The organism is Streptomyces sp. NPDC043908 (assembly GCF_056435525.1).
Genome location: NZ_JBWKEI010000006.1, coordinates 327,665 through 347,685 on the forward strand (window position 1 = coordinate 327,665; position 20,021 = coordinate 347,685).

Here is a 20,021-nt window from a genome sequence, read left to right on the forward strand (position 1 = left end):
CGACGCCCTCCGTGCCGTTGTCAGGGGGACCGCCCTCATCCGTCCCCGACCGTGAGGTCCCCCTTGTCGTCCATCCCCACCGCACCCGCATCACGAGGAGAGTCCGTGGCCACCGACGTGCCACCGCCCGACGGCGGAATCGACACGCGTCCCGCCCAGCCCCCCACCCACAAGTTCGTCGAGGTGCAGGCGAGCGAGGAGTTCGCCGAACTGCGCCGCACCCACCGCCGGTTCGCGTTCCCGCTCACCGTCGCCTTCATCGCCTGGTACCTGCTGTACGTCCTGCTCTCCAACTACGCGGGCGGCTTCATGGGCCACCGGCTGTTCGGCAACATCAACGTGGCCCTGGTCTTCGGCCTCGCCCAGTTCCTCACCACCTTCCTCATCGCCTGGTTCTACGCGCGCTACGCCGCCGCCAAGCTCGACCCCCGCGCCGAGGCGATCAAGTCCCGCATGGAGGCCGACGCATGAGCGCCCCGCACGACCACCTCCCGCTCGCGGCGACCGCCACCAGCGAACACCGGCCACTGATCATCACCCTGTTCGCGGTGTTCGTCGTCGCGACCCTGGTGATCACCGTCTGGGCGGGCCGCCAGACCAAGAGCGCGGCCGACTTCTACGCGGGCGGCCGGCAGTTCACCGCCTTCCAGAACGGCCTCGCGGTCTCCGGCGACTACATGTCCGCCGCGTCCTTCCTCGGCATCGCCGGCGCCATCGCGCTCTTCGGCTACGACGGCTTCCTGTACTCCATCGGCTTCCTGGTCGCCTGGCTGGTGGCGCTGCTCCTGGTCGCCGAGCCGCTGCGCAACTCCGGGCGCTACACGATGGGCGACGTGCTCGCGTACCGGATGCGCCAGCGGCCCGTACGGACGGCGGCCGGCACCTCCACCATCGTCGTCTCGATCTTCTACCTGCTCGCGCAGATGGCCGGCGCGGGTGTGCTGGTCTCGCTGCTGCTGGGCATCACCAGCGACGCGGGCAAGATCCTCATCGTCGCCCTGGTCGGCGTCCTCATGATCGTGTACGTGACGATCGGCGGGATGAAGGGCACCACCTGGGTCCAGATGGTCAAGGCGGTCCTGCTCATCGCGGGCACCATCCTCATCACCTTCCTGATCCTGCTGAAGTTCGACTTCAACCTCTCCGACCTGCTCGGCAGGGCCGCCGAGAACAGCGGCAAGGGCAGCGCCTTCCTGGAGCCCGGCCTGAAGTACGGCAAGACCGGCACCTCCAAGCTCGACTTCATCTCGCTCGGCCTCGCCCTGGTCCTCGGCACGGCCGGACTGCCGCACATCCTGATCCGCTTCTACACCGTCCCCACCGCCAAGGCCGCCCGTAAGTCGGTGAACTGGGCGATCGGCATCATCGGCGCCTTCTACCTGATGACGATCGTGCTCGGCTTCGGCGCGGCGGCCCTGCTCAAGCCGGGCGACATCATCGCCTCCAATCCGGCGGGCAACACCGCCGCGCCGCTCGCGGCCCTGGAGATCGGCGGCGGCAGCGGCTCCAACGGGGGCGCGATCCTGCTCGCGGTGATCTCGGCGGTCGCCTTCGCCACGATCCTCGCGGTCGTCGCGGGCCTCACCCTCGCCTCCTCGTCCTCCTTCGCGCACGACATCTACGCCAACGTCATCCGCAAGGGGAAGGCGACCGAGAAGGAGGAGGTCAGGGCCGCGCGCTGGGCCACCGTCTTCATCGGGGCCGTCGCCATCGTGCTGGGCGCCTTCGCCCGCGACCTGAACGTCGCCGGCCTGGTCGCGCTCGCCTTCGCGGTCGCCGCCTCCGCCAACCTGCCGACCATCCTCTACAGCCTCTTCTGGAAGCGCTTCACCACCCAGGGCGCGCTGTGGTCGATCTACGGCGGCCTCACCACGGCGGTCGTGCTCGTCCTGTTCTCGCCCGTCGTCTCCGGCAACCCGAAGACGTCCATGTTCAAGGGCGTGGACTTCCACTGGTTCCCGCTGGAGAACCCGGGCCTGATCTCGATCCCCGTCGGCTTCCTGCTCGGCCTGATCGGATCGCTCCTGTCCAAGGAGGAGCCGGACGCCGGCAAGTACGCCGAGCTGGAGGTCAAGTCCCTCAGCGGAGTCGGCGCCCACTAGGGCGGACGGACGGGTACGGGCCGCGGCCGCGTCGTAGGGTCCTACGACGCGGCCGCGCCGCACCTCGTGTCAAACGGCCCCCGCCGTTGTCGGCCCTCTCACGTAGGCTCGGCTGTATACATCAACCGGTAACCGGGGGAGGGGGCCCACAGTGCTCATCGACACATACGGCCGTGTGGCCACTGACCTGCGTGTCTCGCTCACCGACCGCTGCAACCTGCGGTGTACGTACTGCATGCCCGAAGAGGGCCTGCAGTGGCTGGCCAAGCCGGACCTGCTCACCGACGACGAGATCGTCCGCCTCATCCGCATCGCCGTGACCGGCCTCGGTGTCACCGAGGTCCGCTTCACCGGCGGCGAGCCGCTGCTGCGGCCGGGCCTGGTCGGCATCGTGGAGCGCTGCGCGGCCCTGGAGCCCCGCCCCAAGATGTCGATCACCACCAACGGCATCGGCCTGAAGCGCACCGCCGCCGCCCTGAAGGCGGCGGGCCTGGACCGGGTCAACGTCTCCCTCGACACCCTGCGCCCCGAGGTCTTCAAGACCCTCACCCGCCGCGACCGGCACAAGGACGTCATCGACGGCATGGAGGCCGCCCGCGCCGCCGGGCTCACCCCCGTCAAGGTCAACGCGGTCCTGATGCCCGGGCTCAACGACGACGAGGCCCCCGACCTGCTGGCCTGGGCCGTGGCGCACGACTACGAGCTGCGGTTCATCGAGCAGATGCCGCTCGACGCCCAGCACGGCTGGAAGCGCGACGGGATGATCACCGCGGGTGACATCCTCGCCTCGCTGCGTACGAGGTTCACGCTCACCCCCGAGGGCGACGACGCGCGCGGCTCCGCGCCCGCCGAGCGCTGGGTGGTGGACGGCGGACCGCACCGGGTCGGCGTCATCGCCTCCGTCACCCGCCCGTTCTGCGCGGCCTGCGACCGGACCCGGCTCACCGCCGACGGCCAGGTCCGCACCTGCCTCTTCGCGCGCGAGGAGTCGGATCTGCGGGGCGCGCTGCGCTCGGGGGCGCCCGACGAGGAGATCGCCCGGCTGTGGCGGCTGGCGATGTGGGGGAAGAAGGCCGGATCCGGTCTGGACGACCCGGCGTTCCTCCAGCCCGACCGCCCGATGTCAGCGATCGGCGGCTGACTCCCACTCGCTCAGGGCCACCACGTCTTTGAGGAACCCCCGTACGCCCAGGAACTGGGAGAGGTGCTCGCGGTGTTCGTCGCACGCGAGCCAGGTCTTGCGCCGCTCCGGCGTGTGGATCTTCGGGTTGTTCCACGCCAGGACCCACAGTGCCGCGGTGCGGCAGCCCTTGGCGGAACACACGGGCGCCTCGTCGGCGATCTCGTCACTCACGGATACATTCTGCGCCATGAACCGGGGGTGACATGGCGACGCCGAGCAGCCACGGGGGGAGCTGCCCGGCGTCGGTCCGTCGCTCCGACGGGGGATGCGGAGCGCCTACGCAGTATGTCACGGGGGACCCGCTGTGGTGCACCGTAACTTCATGATTGATCTGAGCTTTTCTTGAGCTTTGCGGACGGTGACGGATCAGGTCTGCTCGCGTGACCACGGTTCGTGGTCAGGGCTGCCGGGACCCGCCGCGGGTTCCGCCGGACCGCCCACCGGGGCCGCTCCGAGCATCGGCCGCGCGGGCGCGGGCACGAACGTCGAGGGCAGTGAAGGCGCGTTCTCCCGCCCCGCGTTGGCGATCACCACAGCCACATAAGGGAGCAGGGCTCCCAGTACCAGGGTCACGATCGCGACAGGGCGTTCGATGTTCCACAGCACCGCCGTCAGCACCACCGACACCGTACGGACGGACATCGAGATCACATAGCGGCGCTGCCGCCCGCGCACGTCCTCCGCCAGACCCTGCCGGGCCCCGGTGATCCGGAAGACCTCGGCTCCGTTCCGCTTCCGCATCTGCTCCACCACCCGACTCCACGCCGGGCTCTCCCCGGCCCGGACAGTTCACACGGTACGCCCGGGATCCGCCGGGTTCGAGACCGGGGGCGGTCCGGCTTGAGCGATGCGGCCGATCCGTACTGCGTACGGACGAGTCCGACATGCGCCGTATGGCGGATGGGTCAACACTGGCTGCGACTGCTCATGTAGGGCGGAGTGCTCGGCTGAGTGCTCGCGCCGAGCGGAAAGAGGAGGCAGCGATGGGCTGGTTGTGGGCGATCATCGTCGGATTCGTATTGGGTCTGATCGCGAAGGCGATCCTCCCCGGCAAGCAGCACAGTCCCCTCTGGCTGACCACCATCTTCGGCATCATCGGCGGTGTGGTCGGCAACTCGATCGCGCGGGCGATCGGCATCGCGGAGACCAAGGGCATCGACTGGGGCCGGCACGGCCTCCAGATCGCCGCGGCGGTCGTCATCGTCGCCCTGGGCGACATGCTCTACATGGCGATGCGGGGCAACAGGCAGCGGGCCTGACGGGCGCGGCGGCCCCCACGGCAGATACGGCGCGGGGGGCGGTCCCATGACGGAACCGCCCCCCGCGCACTTCCCCGGAGCCTTTGCGCACGATCCCTTTGCACACGATCCTTTGCGCAGGGCAAACGCGCAGGTCAGACTCTCTTGACCTCGATCGCGGCCAGGTTCTTCTTGCCCCGGCGCAGCACCAGCCAGCGGCCGTGCAGCAGATCGTCGGCGGTGACCACCGCGTCCTCGGACGTCACCTTCGCGTTGTTCACGTAGGCGCCGCCCTCCTTCACGGTGCGCCGGGCCGCCGACTTGCTCGCCACCAGCTCCACCTCGGCGAACAGGTCCACCACCGGACCGAGCTCGGCCACCTCGGCGTGCGGCAGCTCGGACAGGGCGGCGGCCAGCGTCGAGGCGTCCAGCTCCGCCAGATCGCCCTGGCCGAACAGCGCCTTCGACGCGGCGACGACCGCCGCGCACTGGTCGGCGCCGTGCACCAGCGTCGTCAGCTCCTCGGCGAGCGCGCGCTGCGCGGCCCGCGCCTGCGGGCGCTCCTCGGTGAGCCGCTCCAGCTCCTCGATCTCCTCGCGGGACCGGAAGCTGAAGATGCGCAGGAACTTGGAGACGTCGCGGTCGTCCGCGTTCAGCCAGAACTGGTAGAACGCGTACGGCGTGGTGCGCTCCGGGTCCAGCCACACCGTGCCGGACTCCGTCTTGCCGAACTTGGTGCCGTCCGCCTTGGTGATCAGCGGGGTGGCCAGCGCGTGCACCTCGGCCTCCGGGGCGACCCGGTGGATCAGGTCGGTGCCCGCGGTGAGGTTGCCCCACTGGTCGCTGCCGCCGGTCTGGAGGACACAGCCGTGGCGCCGGTACAGCTCCAGGAAGTCCATGCCCTGGAGGATCTGGTAGCTGAACTCGGTGTAGCTGATGCCCGCGTCGGAGTTCAGCCGGCGGGAGACCGCCTCCTTGGCGATCATCTTGTTGACCCGGAAGTACTTGCCGACGTCCCGCAGGAAGTCGATGGCCGACAGACCCGACGTCCAGTCCAGGTTGTTGACCATGGTCGCGGCGTGCGGGCCCTCGAAGTCGAGGAACCGCTCGATCTGCCCGCGCAGCCGCTCCACCCAGCCCGCGACGACCTCGGGCGCGTTCAGCGTGCGCTCCGAGTTCGGCTTGGGGTCACCGATCAGACCGGTCGCCCCGCCGACCAGACCCAGCGGGCGGTTGCCCGCCTGCTGGATCCGGCGCATGGTCAGGATCTGCACCAGGTTGCCCAGGTGCAGGCTGGGGGCGGTCGGGTCGAAGCCGCAATAGAACGTGACGGGACCGTCCGCGAACGCCTTGCGCAGTGCGTCCTCGTCAGTGGAGAGGGCGATCAGCCCACGCCACTGCAGCTCATCGACGATGTCCGTCACGGTCGTCCGTCTCCTAGGTCTGTGTACGGATGTGCAGCAGCCAGTGTATGGGGGTCAGACGCCCCGGCTGACCGAGCTCATGTTGAAGTCCGGCACCCGCAGGGCGGGCATCGCGGCCCGGGTGAACCAGTCGCTCCACTCCCTGGGCAGGGTCTTCTCGGTGCGCCCGGCCTCGGTCGCCCGCGACAGCAGGTCCACCGGCGACTCGTTGAACCGGAAGTTGTTGACCTCCCCGACCACCTCGCCGTTCTCGACGAGGTACACCCCGTCCCGGGTCAGCCCGGTGAGCAGCAGCGTCGCCGGGTCCACCTCGCGGATGTACCAGAGGCAGGTCAGCAGCAGCCCCCGCTCCGTGGCCGCGACCATCTCCTCCAGCGAGCGCTCGCCGCCGCCGTCCAGGACCAGGTTCCCGACCGTGGGCGTGACCGGCAGCCCGGTGAGGGCCGCGCTGTGCCGGGTGGTGATCAGCCGCTCCAGCTTCCCGTCCCGCATCCAGTCCGTGGGGGAGAGGGGCAGGCCGTTGTCGAAGACGGAGGCGTCGTCGCCCGAGGAGTGCGCCAGCTGGAACGGGGCGGACTCCAGGCCCGGCTCGTTCGGGTCGCTGCGCAGCGTCAGCGGCAGCCGGGCCAGCTTCTCGCCGAGCCGGGTGCCACCGCCGGGCTTGGAGAACACGGTCCGGCCCTCGGTGGCGTCCCGCGCGTTGGACGACCACAGCTGGTAGATCAGCAGGTCGGCCACGGCGGTGGGGGGCAGCAGCGTCTCGTACCGGCCCGCCGGCAGGTCGATCCGGCGCTCGGCCCAGCCGAGCCGGACCGCGAGCTCCTCGTCGAGGGCGCCCGGGTCGACGTCCTTGAAGTCCCGCGTGGAGCGCCCGGCCCAGGCGGAGCGCGCCCGGTCCGGCGACTTGGCGTTGAGCTCCAGGGTGCCGGTGGGCTGGTCGTGGCGCAGCCGCAGGCCCGCGGAGGTGCCCAGGTACGAGGAGGTCATCTCGTGGTGGGCGAAGCCGTACAGCTCGCGCCCGCCCGAGCGGGCCCGCGCGAAGGCCTCGCCGAGGGCGGGGGCGAAGTCCGTGAAGACGGCCGAGGAGGTCTCGGCGGGCGCGTCGGTGAAGTCGGCGGCCACCGGCACGCCCTCGACCAGCGGCTGGGCGTCCTCGGCGGGCCCGGCGCCGCGCGCCGCCGCCTCCGCCGCCCGCACCAGCGGCTCCAGGTCGTCGGCGGTCACCGCGGACCGCGACACCACGCCCGAGGCCGTGCCCTCGGCCCCGTCGACGGTCGCGATGACGGTGAGGGTGCGCCCGCGGGTGACGCCGTTGGTGGTGAGCGCGTTGCCGGCCCAGCGCAGATTGGCGGAGGAGTGCTCGTCGGCGATGACGACGCACCCGTCGGCGTTCGAGAGCGCGAGTGCCCGCTCGACGATCTCGTGCGGCTTGACGGTCGTACGGGAGTTCATCGCCCGGCCTCCTGCGTGGTGTTCAAGATGTTGACGCCGCGGAACAGGGCCGACGGGCAGCCGTGGGAGACCGCCGCCACCTGGCCCGGCTGGGCCTTGCCGCAGTTGAAGGCGCCGCCCAGGACGTACGTCTGCGGGCCGCCCACCTTCTCCATCGAGCCCCAGAAGTCCGTGGTCGTCGCCTGGTAGGCGACATCCCGCAGCTGGCCCGCCAGCCTGCCGTTCTCGATGCGGAAGAACCGCTGCCCGGTGAACTGGAAGTTCACCGGTCGGGGAGGAGGCTCGCCCTCCGGATCAGCGTTTCCGCAGGTCAGAGCGTGTTTCATGCCTCTCCCTCAATCCCAGTTCATACCGGTTAAAACCGGACCCTACGGGGTGCCGTGTCGATCTCGTGTCGACCAAGTTAGTTGCCTCCTGGGTGTCGCTCCAGTACCTTCCCCAGGAAGCAACAAACCCCCAGAGGGACCCACCGGGCGGCTACCCGGTGCCTCTGGGGGTCCCCCGTCCGGTGGCTAACCGGTCGGGACACACCTAGAGATAGGGCTCTAAGTGCTCGTCCAGCGTACTCGGCACACCCGTGCCTACGTGCAGATCCCGAACGAGATCGCACAGCGATCCGACATGTCCCTTGAGGCCCTTGGCCTCCTGGTCAAGATGCTGTCGTACCCCGACCGCAACAGCATGACCCTTGAGAAGATCGCTGCCCGCGTGCCCAATGGCCGCCGCACGATCTCCAACGCAGCCAACGAGCTGACTGACCTCCGGTACTACCACCGTGCTCGGGTCCAGGACCCTGAGACGAAGCAGTGGGTCACCCTCACCTCTGTCTCTGACACCCCGACTGACCGCATGCCGACGGTCGGTGAGTCGACCCCTCGGGCTGTCGGCAGCTCTCCCAAGGGAGAAAAGAACCCGAAGGGAAATGACCTCCTTCCCACGTCCGTTCAGCAGGCCAAGGCCAGTGAGGGCGAGGGCCAGCAGGAGGGGGAGGAGTCTCCCCAGAAGAATGACCCCAAGACTTTCGGCACCGCTGACGCGGTGACCGGTCGAGCTGTGGCCTGCCTGGGCCGTCTGGGGCGTGTAGAGCCCTCCCTGAAGCTCTCGATGCGGGAAAGCATGCGCCTGGCTCCGCTGGCCGCTCAGTGGCTCTCTGAGGGCCTTGCTGAGGTGGACGTGATCAAGGCTCTGACTCGGGCGCTGCCCAGCTCTGTGGACTCGGCGGCAGCCCTGGTGTCCTACCGCCTCAAGAACCACCAGCCCGAGAAAGCCACGCCTCTCTTGCTGGTGCCTTCTCCCGCTCCCGTGCGCCGCGAGCAGTGCCCTGAGTGCCACAGGCCCTTCCCCGTGGGCCACCCCGGCGGCACCTGCCGCGACTGCCGCTGATCTCTCACAACCGCAGCACATTCGAAGGGACACCCATGTCTACTTCCGCAACCCCCTGGTACATCAAGGGCATCCTCTACGTGGCCTTGCCGGCGGCGTGCATCGCCGCCCTGTACCTTTCGATTCCCGGAGAGGTGGCCTTGGCGAGGACTGCCGGATGGTCCGAGCACTACGCCCCCGCCATGCCAGTGTGCCTCTCGGTCTACGCCCTCTCGGCTGGGGCCATCGCCACGTACCGCCGCAAGATGGAGCTGCCTGGGCAGGTGACTGCTCTCGTGGGCTCCCTCATGGCCCTGCTGCTGGCCATGTCGGCTCAGTCGATCTCCCACCTGATCGAACAGAACTACATGAACAGCTCCGCTCTCCTGGTGGTGGCTGTCTCTTGCGTTCCGCCTCTCACCATCGCGCACCTCGTGCACATGGCCGAGACTCCTGCCCAGGTGAAGACGACCTCTCAGCAGATGGCCGAACTCACTGGGATGATCGACTACCTCTCAGTGGAGCTGACCCAGGTTCTCTCAGCCCACACGGACGAAGCTCTCACCTACAGCCGTACGCTCACCGAGACCTACGACAAGCTCACGGCAGACGTGAGGGCTCTCACTGAGGGAGCTGAGAGCGATGCTGAGAGGATCGCTGCTGCCCTGACCAAGCGGGGTGGTCCCAGGAAGGCCGTTCCTGAGGATCAGATCGAGGCCGCTGCCCGAGAGCTGAAGGCGAAGGGTAAGAGGATCACCGGCCCCAACTTGGCCAAGATCCTGGGCGTTGGTGAGAGTACCGCTGCCCGGTACATCCAGCAGGGACTTGCGGGGGTGTAGCTCAGCAACAACAACGAGAGCCCCCACCAAGGACACAGGTGGGGGCTCTCACGTCTCAGTGTACGGGAAGACCGGATCAGATGGCCGATTGCTTGGCCAGCCCCAGAAATGCCGTCCAAGCCTCGCCAGGTACGACGAGGGCAGGTCCCTCAGGGTTCTTGCTGTCACGGACAGGTACGCCGCCCTCGTAGCCGTCAGCGACCTCCAGGCAACTGCCGTTGTCCCCACCGCTGTAGCTGGACTTGCGCCAGCCACTCACCGCGGATGCGTTGGGGATGTGCTTCACGTTCATGTGTAGTCCTCCGCCACCTCTTCGAGCAGGTTTAGGGATGCGTCCGGTGGCATGGCAGCAGCCCGAGCCAGATCGTATGCATCCTTGCACCTCTGCACCATCAACGGATCATCGATCAGGTTGCCGGTGTACAGCGCCTCTACGTACGCCAGCTCAGGCGCATCCGCGAAACGCATCAAACTGAGCATCGATCCCATGGTTGCGTGAGCGCCAGAGCTGTGCGGAACGACCTGCACCCGCACCCGCCCAGACCGCCCCAGGCGGGCGATGTGCCGAAGCTGCTCAGCCATCGCGGCTGCACCCCCGACCTGGGCCCTTATGACGTTCTCGTTGAGGACAAACCACAGGGCGGGAGAGAGCGGGTCCTTCATGATCTCGGCCCGCTTCATCCTGTTGACAACGCGCCTGTCAACATCCGCCGGCACATAGTTCGGCTGCTGTGCCTGGAAGACGGCACGGGCGTAATCGGGGGTCTGGAGCAGTCCAGGCACCAGAGAGACCGCGTACTCACTGATGGCGATTGCGTGTTGCTCCGCTTCAAGCGCTGCGGCGAAGTGATCAGCAACCGGCACCACGCCCAAGGTGTCGAGGAAGCGGACGAAAAAGCCGTCCGAGTCGAGCACTTGATCAAGAAGTTCCGCGTCTTTGAGCTGCGGAATCCTTCGGCCAGCCTCAATGTGAGCCACCATCGAGGCAGACATCATGATCATGCGCCCTAGCTCAGCCTGGGTTAACCCCTTGGCCTCTCGGAGTCGCTTCAGTTGCTCTCCGTATGCCTGCCTGTTCGTGGCCTTGCGGTCCTCGTTCTGGCCCTTGCCTGTCGAACTGACCATCTAGACGGCTCCTCTTGACAGTTGCAGTGGAGAGCTGGGGGTGGTTCCCATGCTACGACCGGCGAGCAACGATCTACACACAGTCAGTGACGTAGACGGAACCCGAGGCCCCCCATGCCTGAGACCACCCAGTTGCAGGCCCCCACGCCTGACGCCCCCACCGAAGAGGTGTGGGCTCCCACGTACGACGAGATCGTGAAGGACGACCACAGCGGCAAGTTCGGCGTCTACCGGGGCACTTGGGCCGGTGCCGCGTGGCTCCGCCCCATCGGTGGGGGACGCGAGTGGCCCGTAGAGCCCGCGAAGATCAGCGAGGCCACCCAGGACGAGAAGCTGAGTGCCGCTCTGGCCGCCCGAAACCACGTGATCGGCGGTCGGTCGTGACTCGCTCCCTACTGAGGTTCGTCACCTACCTCATCCGCAAGGACACAACTGCTGAGGACGAGTTCGAGGCCCGATGCGTATGGGGTGAAGAGACGGAATGCGGGGCAGAGTCCGGCGTCAAGTCGTCGCCGGAGGAAGTCCACGCCTGGATGAGCAAGCACACCGGGGAGACTCAGCACGACCGTTACCGCCGTATTCACGCCGACTATGAGGTGTGGGCCTCCACAGAGCACGGGCCGCCGGCAGAACGGCACCCGGCCAACGGCAGGGTCGTAGAAGTCGAGCTGAAGGCATGATTCGACGGTTAGCCCTCTACACAGGGCCTCTGCTGATCATGATGATTTCCGGCTCAGTTGGCTTCGTTCTCGGAGTTTATCTGTCCAGCCCCAAATAGACTCCCACCCTGCTGGACGGCACCCGCTGGAGGCTCCCCTATCTCCCCGGAGATCCCAGCAGGGTGGGGCAAGTACCTCTGTCGGTGTCCTTGCATTGGGCGATCCTCAAAGGGGGGACAACGAGTGTCCGACAGAGAGCCCGTGAAACGCAGCATGTCGCAAAAACCAACGGCCGCGCGGCTGTATCCGGTCCTACCCCGGCACGGGACCCCCCCCAAAGAAACCTCACGAGAGGAAGCCATGCATCAGGTGATCGTGAGCCCTCAATACCGAAAGTTCGTAGCGGTGCGCCCCGGCTCCCGAGGCGGGATGCAGCTTCCTCGTGACAAGTACGAGGAAGTACGAGATGCGGTGAGTGCCGGCGGGCCTCCGCCCGCGTGGTTCACCGAGGCCGCAGAGAAGTCCTGGGGTGTGCGCCTGGACCAGGCTCCCGCGTCGAGCACCGTTCTGGTCCGGCCTGAGACGGCACTCAACTACAGCCGTGCAACCTGGGAGATCAACCGGGGTTGCAACTTCGCCTGTGACATGTGCGTGGTCTGGCAACGCCCCTTCGCCGGACTTCCCATGGAGAAGAAGACCGCGCTCCTGGAGATGGTCCGGGACACCGGAGTTCTCTGGTTCCAGTTCACGGGAGGCGAACCGACCATCGATCCCGACTTCATCGAGTCGTACCGCACGGCGTACGGCATGGGGATGATGCTGGAGATCCTGACGAACGGATCGCGGCTCGACCACGGGCCGACCCTGGAAATCCTTACCGAGCTGCCGCCGCACAAGGTCACGGTATCTCTGTACGGAGCCACGGCCGAGACGTTCGAGGCCCTGACGAGGACCAAAGGGGCCTATCGGAGAGTGATCCGGGGCTTGAAGGCGGCACGGGCCGCCGAGCTGCCCCTTGAGCTTTCGCTCATCGTCACCGAGCACAACGCTCACGAAGTCGATGAAATGAAGGCCCTGGCGGACAGCCTTGATATTCCGTACAAGGTCTTCGCCAATATCTCTCCGTCTTACGACGGAGACAAAGGCCCTCTCGACTTCCAGGTGACCGAATACATCAACCGAGAGGAGGTGTTCCGGGGGTGCCCCGCCGGACACACCTTCTACCACCTGGACCCGTTCGGCAGCGCAACTATGTGCAAGGTCGGACGTGAGAACCCCATCAACCTCATGAGCACCGGGGTTGGTGGCCTGAGGGATCTGCCGCTCATCGCAGATGCTCAGATGCTTCGGACTGGAGGGTGCAGCGGGTGCAAGCTGTCCGGCTCCTGCCGGGTCTGCCGGCCACTCGCCAAGCTCTACCAGCAAGCCGAAGCGCCGCTCAGTCACTACTGTCAGCACGGCTTCAAGGAGGAAGCATGACCGCTGCGACCACGACCGAGGAGACCACCACCGTTGTCCTGGTGGACGACGTGGACGCCCTGACGGGCGACATCGAGCCCGGCTGCGGCAACGACAACCCCTACAACTGATCCACCACTTGATCCACCATGCTCCAAGGCGCGGGCCTCGTTTCGGCGGGGCCCGCGTCGCGTTGATGAGAGAGTGAACCCATGGCGTCTCGTACCACCTTTGAAGAGCTGCCCTCAGCCGTTCGTACGGCCATCGAGTCCCACACAGGACGGATTCACCGGGTTGACCCGGTGTCCTCGGGCCTCAACAGTCAGGTTGCGGCTCGCCTGCACTGCGATGCCGGCGACGTGCACGTGAAGGGCCTTCGCTCCGACCACAAATGGGCCTGGACACAACAGCGCGAAGCAGAAGTGAACCCCTTTATCAGAGGAATTTCTCCCGAACTGCTCTGGCGGGTCAAGGGAAGTGGCTGGGATCTGCTCGGGTTTGACCTGATCACTGGGTACCACGCCGACTACAGCCCGGAATCCGGGGATCTCCCCCTTGTGGTCGACCTGCTTACGAGGCTCGGAGAGGTCGAAATTCCCTCAATTGAACTTCGGGAAGCAGGGCAAAGACTGAGCAGCTATGTAGATGATCCCGCCCAGCTCCACCTTTTCGAAGGAAATGCCCTTCTCCATACGGATCTGAACAACGAGAACGTTCTAATCCAGGGAGACCATGCCTATATGGTCGATTGGGCCTGGGCCACACGCGGAGCACCCTGGCTTGATGCAGGATATTGGGTAATTTGGCTCCTGGCTGCCGGGAAACACACACCAGAGCAGGCTGAAAGCTGGGCCGAAAGAATCCCAACATGGGAAACGGCCTCTCCGAAGGCCCTGGAAGCCTTCGCCCTGGCCAATGCTCGAATGTGGAAGGAGATCGGGGGAGAAGAACCCGACTTCTGGACCTCTCGACTGGTGCAGGCTTCCCAGGAGTGGTCTGAGTACAGGCAGAAGCTCACAAAGAGGTGACCTGAGCCGGGGTATACCAACCGGCTCCATAGATTACGTACGTGTCCTCTGGCTCAGAACGGGACAGCAGAGCCCTGAAGTGTGAGCCAAGGAACAATGTTGTTGTTACCTCACCCCATCTGATGCAACATTACGAGCCCTCTGAGGGGTCCCGAGAGGCCGCGGTGCCGGCCGAAGGGGTCGTTAGGGGGCTCGAAGTGTGTTCGGGGCGATTAGAGCTTGTGAGCTTGTGAAGCCTTCAAACCCGTACACGGTGGAAGGAAGGCGCCCCCTGCGGTCCCTTGTGTGCATTCTCGTTATATTACCCCCGTATATGTGCATCACATGCGTGTGCGGTAACATTAATACATTGTGCGCTTGTGAATGATAATGCTGCACCACTAAGTGAGGCATCAATAGGGGTGCATTCCTCGTGACCTTGTGAATGCATTCTTTGTGCGCTTGTGACGCACGGACGCGCACGAGGGCGAGTCAGCGGCAGGTGAATTGTGTGACCTGTGTCACGGTCATTCGTGCATGAATGTGGACACAATGCGCAAGTCGCAATGTCCATTACGCACCCTATGTATACGTGGCAAGGGTATATATGCAACAACCTTGCATATCACAGGGCTATAACGAGCCGCCCCTATATGTCCTTTATGCACCCCAGGAAGGTAAAGGGAATGCAAATAAGTTGCGTCCTGGGTACTGGGGTATTGTGTCCTAGTTTGTAGGCATTGCCGGCCGAGCACTGCACCCCTTCTGACCTGCGGTTTTGTAGCCCCAACGCGTGAGCGCGCGTCTTCACTCCTAACCGCTATTCGTAAGTTGTGTCCTGGGTGTGGATAGGGAAACGTACTCCCTGCAACACCGACCGCGCCGAACGGAGCGGCCCGAAGTACCACCCGCTAAGCGGGGATGCGGAAAGGGCCAGCAGAGACGTTCTGAGCGCATCACTCGAATGGTCGTGAGCCGTTCCCCACGGGGGGCGTAAGCGGGAGTGAGAACGGACGTAGAAGGCTCGTACGAGGGGCGCGAGAGCGCACCGACAAATGGCGGGCAACGGTGATACGGGACCGGCTTACGAACGAATCAGCGGAACCTTGAGAACTCAATAGACCGAGCGCCTGTTGAAGCGAATAGACACAGGTTGAAGCGTCACCGCCCTAAGGAACGTCGTGAGATGTCCCTATGGAGCACGGAGCGTAGAGCGGTAGGTCAACGTCAGAAAACAGACTGATGATGCACCGTCCGGCGGGTGCGCCAACTAGGCCGGAACTGCATTACGAGATTGCCTACGGCAGACACACACAACACGACGTGTCCAGCATGCAACGGGCCACGGTGACTGATACTCACCGGGCCCACTCAGCATGTCTCTAAGCGTCTGAGAGTGAGTCTGTCGGGGGGAGTGTCGTAAGGCACTTGCAAGGGCCCGTGAGGGCCGTACAGCGATCACTAAGGGGAAGCTATGCCAGTGGCAGCAGAGGGCGTATCCCGACCGCGTGAGCGCGGGACTATCCCGCTCGGCAGCTACTCATTCCATCGTGAGTACAGCGAACACGACGTGTTCGAGGTGAGCATCACAGACGTAATCGGAACGTTCCGCTACCGGGTCCGGGCATGGGGAAACATGGTCGACTCGGTACACGCGTTCACGTCTTCAATCGCTCATGTGGGGATGTGCCAGCGCGCTAAGCGCGACATCTTCAGGACCGGATACACGCTGGTCCACGGCTACAACGTTCGGGTCACCCCGGTTTCGTAAGGGAGTCGGGCGCACGGCGGAAAAGGACACTCTTCCGTGCGCCCCATCACCCATTACGAACAAGGGACGTAGTGGAGTAAGTAAGGGGAATCATGCCTGCAATAGGTGAGATCACAACGCAAGAGATCGGCCGTTCTCTCGTGCTGTCGGTGTGGCTGAGTGACAACACTCAAGCCCAGGTGCACATGGACAAGCGCGGCAGCATGGTCATTCACAGTGATGTGACCTTCTGGGTACTCACCACACCTTTCGAGGGGGGACCGTGCCCGGCACAGGTGGGCGACGACTGGGAAGCAGGCGTAAAGCGCGTTAAGTGGTGGCTGGCTGGCAATGTCAAGTATCGGGCGAACTCTGTCCTCACGCGACACGGCTACTCGGCTATGCACTGCACCAACCTGCCCGGCTGCAACTGCGAGGAACACAAGGGGGCAACGGTCAATGCCTGAGCGCTTCTTCTACTACGAGCCCGCTGATCTCTTCCTGTGTGAAGGGTGCATGGCCGAATCACTCGGCGCGATGTTCCCCGAAACCGGGGAGCAATGTAAAGGCGCGCTCTGGAATTACGAGGGGTGGGACCTGGAAACCCTCGTGAGCGCGCTCAAGGCGAGCGGGGAACTCCTCTCCACGCAGTTCACGCGGAAGGGGGTCCGAATGGGCCCCGTAGAGCAGAACTGCATGGGTTTGCACTGACGTAGTGGGCAGCCACGGAGGCACGGCGGAAAAGGACACTCTTCCGTGCCTCCCTCTGCCTACTGCGCCAATAGGGCGCGGTAGACGAACAAGGGGGGTAACTCCTATGGCTGGTTTGAAGGGTAAGGCGCTCATCCTGGATCACGTCCGGATGTCCTTTACGGGTGACCCGTGGGGCACGGTGAACGGGTGGATCTTCCCCCTGGCCTCCATCGTGTGGGTGGAGGAAGGGGAGTTGTTGCCGGGCTTCCGGCCCTCTCCGATGCTGCGCAAGCGCGCGGACCTGGAAAGCGACTGGGAGACGACTGCGCTCCTGGACCTCTACACGCACGGGGAACTCACCACCGACCACATGCGGGAGGCGTACGCGCTCCTCACGCGTGCGGCGGACATCCTCCGTGCCATGGGCCGGGCGTACTGACTCGGGGAGAAGTGGGCCCGCCGGCACTTCGTACCGGTGGGAGAAGTGGGCACGGACGACAAGGACACTCGGCCGTGCCCTTCTCATGTGGAAGGGAAACCGCAAATGATCGACCTCAGCACGGATCGCGTGATCGTGCTCAAGCCTGTTCGGACCGTGCGTTTCGAGCTGCGAGACGTAGCGCTGACCAGTCGGGAAGTGGTGGAGCTGTCTGACGGCTCGGTGTGGTCGGTGGCGCACCGTCGCCCCGACTACTGGAGCCACAACCCGAAGGCCCCGCTCACCGTGGCGTTCCGATTCCGGGTGAGCGGCAAGTTCGCTGACGCCGTGGAGTTCATCCGCAACGCGGAACGGCCGTTCATCACGCGGGAGCTTCCGGAGGTGGCGGCCTGATGCGTACGCGTCTCGGAATGATCGCGCTCGCCCTGGTGACCATCCTCGGGGGTGTCGCCAAGGCAGAGGCACACGCGGCCCCGGTCAAGTCGCACGTGCCCTACCGGGTGCGTGTGCTGGTCGGCACGCTGCCCTACCCGCCGTGCATCGAGCTGCGGCGCACCCGTGAGGGGCGGTCGTGGTTCGCGGACATGGTGAGCGACACCTACGACGAGGGGAAGCGGCGCACGGTCGCTCAGCAGATCCATTACGTCCGTGAGGGCTGCGTTTCCCTCACTCAGGAGGGATGACCATGCGCACGCTCGTAATCGCGCTGCTGGCCGCTCTCCTGGGGGCGGCTCTCGCATCCGGCGTCACCTTCCATCACATGCGCGGGGAAGTGCTCCGCATGGAAGTGGACGCATTCAATGACGGGTTTCTCGACGGTGCATGCAACAAGCGCACGTACGAGGACGGCTCTTACGTCTGGGAGGACGGCAACGGCCGTCTCTGCCGCTAGCGGTTGACCGTAGAGGGCATGGGAAGCGTCACCCGGAATTCCGGACGGGATCACCCATGCCCTACTCGGCCAGTCTCTAGAGACAAGCTCAGAGGCTCGGATAGAAGGGCGAGAGTGGTGCTCACTCTCAAGACGATTAAGGCGGCATTCCGGGGGCTCTACCCGGATGAGTCCCTGTGGATCACCTTCCTGGATGGAGAAGTGAGGCTCACGGGACGCGTGACCGGTATCGGTGGCCGTATAGGCGCACGTACGGACATGCGGTTGCACGAGGACATTCACGTAAACCGCGTGCTGTCCATGGAAGTCAAGTAAGGGAAGGGGCGCATCCAATGGCCGAATGGCGGCAGGGCGGTTATGACGGCATCTTCTACCTGGGTAAGGAGGGAACGGAGGAGTACGGCGGTTACGTGGTGCAGGTGAACGAAGCGCCGAACCCTGTGAAGTGGTTCGCGTACGAGTACGACACGGAGAAGCGCACAACGGTATGGGTCGGGGGGGCCCCGACCGCCGAGGACGCGAAGACCGCCGTTAAGGGCGAGTTCCTGTGTGAGGTCTACCGCAACGCCGAGAAGGGGCATTGCCCCTGGCCTGGCGTGGTCGTCCGCACCACCCTTTACAAGGGTGATCGGCTGCGCATGATCGTGTGTGGTGAACACGCGGGAGTAATGAAGGGGTGGGAAAGCGTCCGGCTGGAGGAGTACCGAACTGAGTACGGGCTCATTCCCAATGACCCGATCATCGGAGAGCGCATTGTTCCTCCCCTGGATCACCCGTCCATCAAGGAGCGCGCGAAAGGCGCGGCGACCAAGACCGAACGGAACATGTGGCTCGCCCTTATCCGCGTGGTCCGTCCGCTGGCCGAACTGCACTACTGGCGGAGGCACTTCGCATGGTTCCCGCTCGACCTGAACAAGCGGCAGTGCATTGACGCCCGCCAGGCGTGGAAGCGCGCGGAGGAGCACGCAGCCAGCATGTACGCGGTCTACATGCGCGAGGACCACGGGCAGGAGTGCGCCACGCTTCCGGCTGAGCTGCTGCGGCTTGTCGAGCGTGAGGCCGTCGAATACCTCAGGAACAAGAAGGGTGGTAAGTGAGAGTGCGTCGACAGTCTCAGGCAATCGCAATGTCGCTCCGCTGGCTCCTGTACGTCAGTGAGCCGGGAGCCAAGTACAAGACCTACCCGAACGGTCCGGGCTCCAGCCCGGTCCTCGTGGCCTACACCGAGCAGGAACGGACGGAGTGGGCCCAGGAGCGGGATCGGGTGCTGAAGGAGTGGGAGAGCACCGACCCGGACGGCTTCCACTCCTGGAAGGTGGCAACGGCAGCCATGCGCGGGGGCGACGACTCGGCCCTTGCTAAGGGCTGGTCGGCCCTGATGCTGGCCGAAGACGGAATGCGCATCGTGGACCCGTGTGCGCATTGCCGGGAATGCCGCTCGCGTCGCTAGCGGCTGAGTTTGGGGCACGGACGGATAAGGACACTCGTCCGTGCCCTTTGCTTTGCCTCTAACGAAGGGAAACCCATGATCCCGATGACATGTGGTGGCTGTGAAGGTGAAGTTCTCGTCACTGTCGAGCAGTGGCACAAAGAGAACACGATCCCGTGCCCGCACTGCCCCGATGGGGGCGTTGACCTCATACACGCACGGCGTCACGCCGACGCACCGAGCATCTGACGAAACGAAAGGAAAGCACGCAATGACCGAGCAGGCCCCCGAACTCCCCGAGCTGGACCCCGTACTCAAGACGGGAATGAGCAAGCGCAACATCGACGCGGCCCGAAAGGCGCTCGCCCGTATCAAGGAACTGGGCTGGGAACCGCTCGCCCCGTACCCCGGAAGTGACACGCACTGGAAGGTGCGTTGCCTCCTCGGATGCGGGGAGGGCGGAAAGAACTGGGAAGGCGTCATGTTCTACAGCCACATGCGCCGGGAACGGCGTCACGCCGGATGCCTCCCCAAGGGCGTGCGTGAGCTGGCCATCGACGCACTGAACAACGCACGCCGCTAGTCGGTGAGTTTGGGGCACGGCGGGAAAGGACACACCTCCGTGCCCCTTGCTCGGGTGACTAGCGAAAGGAAGGCAATGGATCACTCGCACATTGCGGTTGGCCTGGATTCCATCGGAGCCGTCCGCGTGGACATCCTTTGGACGCCCAGAAAGGAGGGCGTAGAGCTGAATCTGAGGGACGCTGAAACGCTCATCCCGTACCACATTTGGGAAGCGCCCAAACTGGCGCTCATTCCCTACACGCCGGAAGACGAGCCCTTGCACGCGGCGGCCCGGTCCATCCTCGGGTCCGTCCCTGAACCCACGCTTTGGACGGCCTACGCCTACAACGTGGCGTGCCGAAACGGCTTCAACTGGGTTCCGGAAAAGCTCGCTTAGGAGGCGGC

Annotated in this window: 26 protein-coding genes and 1 pseudogene; 20 read left to right on the forward strand and 7 right to left on the reverse strand. The window is 65.3% G+C overall.

The annotated features are described in order from the left end of the window. Window positions 1–105: 105 nt before the first annotated feature. The 3 genes from AC069K_RS16265 to moaA all read left to right on the forward strand — a co-directional run bounded on the left by AC069K_RS16265 (window position 106) and on the right by moaA (window position 3,243). Window positions 106–471, forward strand: coding sequence for a DUF485 domain-containing protein (locus AC069K_RS16265; RefSeq protein ID WP_358831965.1), 366 nt, complete (start codon window positions 106–108; stop codon window positions 469–471). Further along, window positions 468–2,102: a solute symporter family protein gene (locus AC069K_RS16270; protein WP_358831964.1), complete on the forward strand. Its 1,635-nt coding sequence runs from the start codon at window positions 468–470 to the stop codon at window positions 2,100–2,102. Before AC069K_RS16265 ends, AC069K_RS16270 begins: the two co-directional genes overlap by 4 nt. 151 nt (window positions 2,103–2,253) lie before the next feature. After that, the gene (gene moaA / locus AC069K_RS16275; protein WP_365112827.1) at window positions 2,254–3,243 is read left to right on the forward strand and encodes a GTP 3',8-cyclase MoaA; all 990 of its coding nucleotides are present in this window, start codon (window positions 2,254–2,256) and stop codon (window positions 3,241–3,243) included. Here the strand turns inward: moaA and AC069K_RS16280 are convergent. Further along, a complete protein-coding gene (locus tag AC069K_RS16280) occupies window positions 3,226–3,444 on the reverse strand; it encodes a hypothetical protein (protein ID WP_478616730.1) in 219 nt (72 codons plus the stop codon). The genes moaA and AC069K_RS16280 overlap by 18 nt on opposite strands. 207 nt (window positions 3,445–3,651) lie before the next feature. Then, window positions 3,652–4,026 carry a DUF3099 domain-containing protein gene (locus tag AC069K_RS16285; protein ID WP_358831961.1) on the reverse strand — a complete coding sequence of 125 codons (375 nt, stop codon included), beginning with the start codon at window positions 4,024–4,026 and terminating at the stop codon, window positions 3,652–3,654. 242 nt (window positions 4,027–4,268) lie between these two features. Between AC069K_RS16285 and AC069K_RS16290 the strand changes: the two genes are divergently transcribed. Continuing rightward, window positions 4,269–4,544 carry a GlsB/YeaQ/YmgE family stress response membrane protein gene (locus tag AC069K_RS16290; RefSeq protein WP_358831960.1) on the forward strand — a complete coding sequence of 92 codons (276 nt, stop codon included), beginning with the start codon at window positions 4,269–4,271 and terminating at the stop codon, window positions 4,542–4,544. A 134-nt stretch (window positions 4,545–4,678) separates the two neighbouring features. Here AC069K_RS16290 and tyrS read toward each other — a convergent pair whose 3' ends face one another. The 3 genes and pseudogenes from tyrS to AC069K_RS16305 form a co-directional block, all read right to left on the reverse strand. Next, complete coding sequence (gene tyrS, locus AC069K_RS16295) at window positions 4,679–5,947, reverse strand: tyrosine--tRNA ligase (RefSeq protein ID WP_478616457.1); 1,269 nt, start codon at window positions 5,945–5,947, stop codon at window positions 4,679–4,681. A gap of 54 nt (window positions 5,948–6,001) precedes the next feature. Beyond that, entirely contained in the window at window positions 6,002–7,399 is a 1,398-nt protein-coding gene (locus AC069K_RS16300) for a metallopeptidase TldD-related protein (RefSeq protein WP_478616460.1), read from the reverse strand. After that, window positions 7,396–7,662 (reverse strand): annotated as a pseudogene (locus tag AC069K_RS16305) (TldD/PmbA family protein); the annotation flags it as partial. The gene AC069K_RS16300 and the pseudogene AC069K_RS16305, both read right to left, overlap by 4 nt. A gap of 322 nt (window positions 7,663–7,984) precedes the next feature. On the opposite strand from AC069K_RS16305, the gene AC069K_RS16310 reads away from it, so the two are divergent. After that, window positions 7,985–8,782 (forward strand): hypothetical protein, encoded by a 798-nt coding sequence (locus AC069K_RS16310; RefSeq protein WP_478616463.1) that lies wholly within the window; start codon window positions 7,985–7,987, stop codon window positions 8,780–8,782. Between the two features lie 35 nt (window positions 8,783–8,817). After that, complete coding sequence (locus tag AC069K_RS16315) at window positions 8,818–9,600, forward strand: hypothetical protein (protein ID WP_478616465.1); 783 nt, start codon at window positions 8,818–8,820, stop codon at window positions 9,598–9,600. A gap of 76 nt (window positions 9,601–9,676) precedes the next feature. Here the strand turns inward: AC069K_RS16315 and AC069K_RS16320 are convergent, their stop codons facing one another. Together AC069K_RS16320 and AC069K_RS16325 are read right to left on the reverse strand one after the other, a co-directional pair. Then, entirely contained in the window at window positions 9,677–9,892 is a 216-nt protein-coding gene (locus AC069K_RS16320; protein ID WP_478616468.1) for a DUF397 domain-containing protein, read from the reverse strand. Beyond that, window positions 9,889–10,725: a helix-turn-helix domain-containing protein gene (locus tag AC069K_RS16325; protein WP_478616471.1), complete on the reverse strand. Its 837-nt coding sequence runs from the start codon at window positions 10,723–10,725 to the stop codon at window positions 9,889–9,891. Before AC069K_RS16325 ends, AC069K_RS16320 begins: the two co-directional genes overlap by 4 nt. 114 nt (window positions 10,726–10,839) lie before the next feature. On the opposite strand from AC069K_RS16325, the gene AC069K_RS16330 reads away from it, so the two are divergent. The 14 genes from AC069K_RS16330 (at window position 10,840) to AC069K_RS16395 (ending at window position 20,013) form a co-directional block, all read left to right on the forward strand. Continuing rightward, entirely contained in the window at window positions 10,840–11,109 is a 270-nt protein-coding gene (locus tag AC069K_RS16330) for a hypothetical protein (protein WP_478616474.1), read from the forward strand. Beyond that, entirely contained in the window at window positions 11,106–11,405 is a 300-nt protein-coding gene (locus AC069K_RS16335; RefSeq protein WP_478616477.1) for a DUF7848 domain-containing protein, read from the forward strand. Before AC069K_RS16330 ends, AC069K_RS16335 begins: the two co-directional genes overlap by 4 nt. Before the next feature lie 339 nt (window positions 11,406–11,744). Next, complete coding sequence (locus AC069K_RS16340) at window positions 11,745–12,863, forward strand: radical SAM protein (protein WP_478616480.1); 1,119 nt, start codon at window positions 11,745–11,747, stop codon at window positions 12,861–12,863. A gap of 191 nt (window positions 12,864–13,054) precedes the next feature. Beyond that, window positions 13,055–13,870, forward strand: coding sequence for an aminoglycoside phosphotransferase (locus AC069K_RS16345; protein WP_478616483.1), 816 nt, complete (start codon window positions 13,055–13,057; stop codon window positions 13,868–13,870). Between the two features lie 1,842 nt (window positions 13,871–15,712). Then, on the forward strand, window positions 15,713–16,066 hold the full coding sequence (locus tag AC069K_RS16350) for a hypothetical protein (RefSeq protein ID WP_478616486.1): 354 nt from the start codon (window positions 15,713–15,715) through the stop codon (window positions 16,064–16,066). After that, complete coding sequence (locus AC069K_RS16355) at window positions 16,059–16,310, forward strand: hypothetical protein (RefSeq protein WP_478616488.1); 252 nt, start codon at window positions 16,059–16,061, stop codon at window positions 16,308–16,310. Before AC069K_RS16350 ends, AC069K_RS16355 begins: the two co-directional genes overlap by 8 nt. 106 nt (window positions 16,311–16,416) lie before the next feature. Beyond that, a complete protein-coding gene (locus AC069K_RS16360; protein WP_478616491.1) occupies window positions 16,417–16,731 on the forward strand; it encodes a hypothetical protein in 315 nt (104 codons plus the stop codon). A gap of 105 nt (window positions 16,732–16,836) precedes the next feature. Continuing rightward, window positions 16,837–17,124 carry a hypothetical protein gene (locus AC069K_RS16365; protein ID WP_478616494.1) on the forward strand — a complete coding sequence of 96 codons (288 nt, stop codon included), beginning with the start codon at window positions 16,837–16,839 and terminating at the stop codon, window positions 17,122–17,124. Further along, on the forward strand, window positions 17,124–17,414 hold the full coding sequence (locus AC069K_RS16370; RefSeq protein WP_478616497.1) for a hypothetical protein: 291 nt from the start codon (window positions 17,124–17,126) through the stop codon (window positions 17,412–17,414). Before AC069K_RS16365 ends, AC069K_RS16370 begins: the two co-directional genes overlap by 1 nt. Before the next feature lie 2 nt (window positions 17,415–17,416). Beyond that, window positions 17,417–17,623 (forward strand): hypothetical protein, encoded by a 207-nt coding sequence (locus tag AC069K_RS16375; RefSeq protein WP_478616500.1) that lies wholly within the window; start codon window positions 17,417–17,419, stop codon window positions 17,621–17,623. 332 nt (window positions 17,624–17,955) lie between these two features. Further along, window positions 17,956–18,720, forward strand: coding sequence for a hypothetical protein (locus tag AC069K_RS16380; RefSeq protein WP_478616503.1), 765 nt, complete (start codon window positions 17,956–17,958; stop codon window positions 18,718–18,720). Window positions 18,721–18,749: 29 nt separating this feature from the next. After that, window positions 18,750–19,073 carry a hypothetical protein gene (locus AC069K_RS16385; RefSeq protein WP_478616506.1) on the forward strand — a complete coding sequence of 108 codons (324 nt, stop codon included), beginning with the start codon at window positions 18,750–18,752 and terminating at the stop codon, window positions 19,071–19,073. 250 nt (window positions 19,074–19,323) lie between these two features. Then, window positions 19,324–19,635, forward strand: coding sequence for a hypothetical protein (locus tag AC069K_RS16390; RefSeq protein WP_478616509.1), 312 nt, complete (start codon window positions 19,324–19,326; stop codon window positions 19,633–19,635). A 75-nt stretch (window positions 19,636–19,710) separates the two neighbouring features. After that, on the forward strand, window positions 19,711–20,013 hold the full coding sequence (locus tag AC069K_RS16395; protein WP_478616512.1) for a hypothetical protein: 303 nt from the start codon (window positions 19,711–19,713) through the stop codon (window positions 20,011–20,013). Window positions 20,014–20,021 lie beyond the last annotated feature (8 nt).